The 2,264-nt window shown below is 74.1% G+C and carries 1 protein-coding gene; it reads right to left on the bottom strand.

Annotation, left to right across the window (positions count from 1 at the left end):
* Positions 1-2,264, bottom strand: a 2,264-nt coding sequence (locus ACWEQL_RS42205; protein WP_452156896.1) for a hypothetical protein, incomplete at both ends; no start/stop codon positions are given.

Raw genomic sequence — 2,264 nt, 5'->3', positions numbered from 1 at the left:
GTCGGCGGGCGGGGCCGGCGGGAGCCGGTCGCCGCCGGGCGGCAGGGCGACCGTGGTCGCGCCGCCGGCCGAGGTGACCGTTCCGGTGCCCGACACCGGCGCGGTGGTGGCCGGGGCGCTCGGGCCCTCGGTCGGCTCGGGCCTGCCGGCCCCGTTCTCGATGGCGTCGGCGGCGGCCAGGGTGGTCGCCCGCAGCGCCTCGGGCAGCGGGACGTACCCCTCGGCCAGCCGTCCGGCGGCCACGCCCGGCACCTGGCCCTCGCCCATCGCGTACCGCAGCAGCGCCGCGTACGACTTCCCGCTCTCCGCGTCCAGCGCGGAGGGCACGGTGGCGGCGTACGTGATGCTGGTGAGCGGGTAGCCGCCGGTGACCTCGGCGGTGGGCATCACCACGGGCACCCCGCTGCTGCCGACCGCCGTCCCGGAGCCCGCCATGGCGAGCATCGAGGCGTCATCGGGCGCAATGAACTCGCCCTTGGCGTTGCGGAGTCGGGCCGTGCTCAGCCCGTACCGGGCGGCCTGCGCGGTGGTGGTCAGGGCCAGCACCCCGCGCAGCCCCTGGGCCTGCGGGGCGCCCTTCTTCAGCGAGCCGGGCGTGGTGGTGGCGTCCCAGACCGACTTGGCCAGGGTGTCGCCGCGGGCGGCCGAACGGCCCGCCTCCAGCATGGTGTTGGCGTACGGGTGGGCGTCCAGGTTGCACCAGGCCGGGCGGTCGGTCGGGTCGTCCGGGAAGTTCTGGCAGTAGCCGTCCGGCTTGGGGTAGTTGGGCATCGGCAGGGTGAAGTCGTCGCGCAGCCAGGCCGGGTTGACCGCGTCCTTCCACTTCGCGCTGACCTCGCCGCGCAGGAAGGCGGCGGCCTCGGGGTCGCTCTTCAGCCAGAGCCAGAGCAGCATCGCGGCGTCGCTGTCGCCGGTGGGCAGCAGCAGGTCGGGGATCCGGGAGGGGAAGTACAGGGTCTTGAACTGCGGGTTCAGATCGAGGAACTCGGGGTCCGAGGTGAGGTCGAGCGGGTTGCCGGCCGGCACCTCGGGGTCACCGGGGTTGACCGCGTACCGATAGCTCTGGGTGAGCAGTTTGGCGACCAGCCTCGGGGTCAGGTTCATCTCGTGGATCCGCTGGCCGTCCTTCTGCCGGGTCTCCGGCGGGGTCAGCGAGTAGGACTGGCTCTCCACCACGAAGGAGATGGCGAGCCCGGAGAGCCCGAGCGGCGCGTGCACCGGGGTCCGGCCGGGCCGGCGGTCGTCCTTGGCCAGCGGGTAGCCCAGGTAGACCAGACCGGGGTCGCCCTGCTGGAGGCGGCCGCGGGCCAGCGAGTCGGTGGTGCGGGTGTAGCTGAAGATGCCGCCGGCCTGCCGGCAGAGCACGGGCTGCCAGCGCCAGACGGCCTCGGCGGCCATCTCGGTGCCGGTGGTGGGCCGCTCCACACTGCCGATCGGGCAGGACAGGCCGACCGGTTCGAAGTGCAGCGGCACCACCAGGCGCTCGGCCCAGTTGGTCGCGCTGAGCGGGGAGGACTGGAGCTTGGCGGAGTCGCCGGTGGGCACCTGCCCGTCCACCTCGTGCTCGCCGCGCGGCACGACCACCAGCCAGCACTGCCGGCCCTCGGTGAACGGGCCGTTCTCCCCCGCCGGGGTCTGGCCGCAGCCGAGGCCCGGGGCCTCCATACCGGTCTGGATCTCGAAGAACACCTGCCCGGTGCCGTCCGCCCGGGTCGGCGCGTAGGGCACCTCGTTGGTGGACTGCGAGTCGAAGTACTGGCTCGCGCCCTCGGTCTCCGCCGGGCCGCCGCTCACCGGGCGGAACGGCGCGTAGACGTTGCGGTTGTCACCGCCGGGCCGGATGGTCTCGGCCGGATCGACCAGCGTCCGGCCGTAGTTGAGCTGCCGGCTGGGCACGTACGCGCCGCCGCGGCCGTCACCGCGGGAGGCGCCGTACTGGCACTGCTCGCGGTCCGGGCCGGTGGCCGCGTCGCCCCAGCACTGCATGATCTGCAGGTAGTTCTGGCCGAAGGACATCGGGCTGGGCCAGGTCGGCTTCCCGCCCTTCCAGGTGATGCCGATGACCTGGTTGACCAGGTGGGCGGTCTGCCCGACCGTCACCTCCAGGCCGGCGAACCGGCCGGCGCCCTGGACGGTGACCGGCACCGGGTCGCCCGACCCGCCCGGTTCGCCGCTCAGACAGACGCCGACCGGCTCGCGGCGGACGATCGAGGTCATCCCGTCCATGTACTCACCGGCGGCCTTGCCCTCCAGCAGGCGGGCGG

The organism is Kitasatospora sp. NPDC004240, from assembly GCF_053603215.1.
This window is presented reverse-complemented; position numbering and strand designations above follow the sequence as displayed.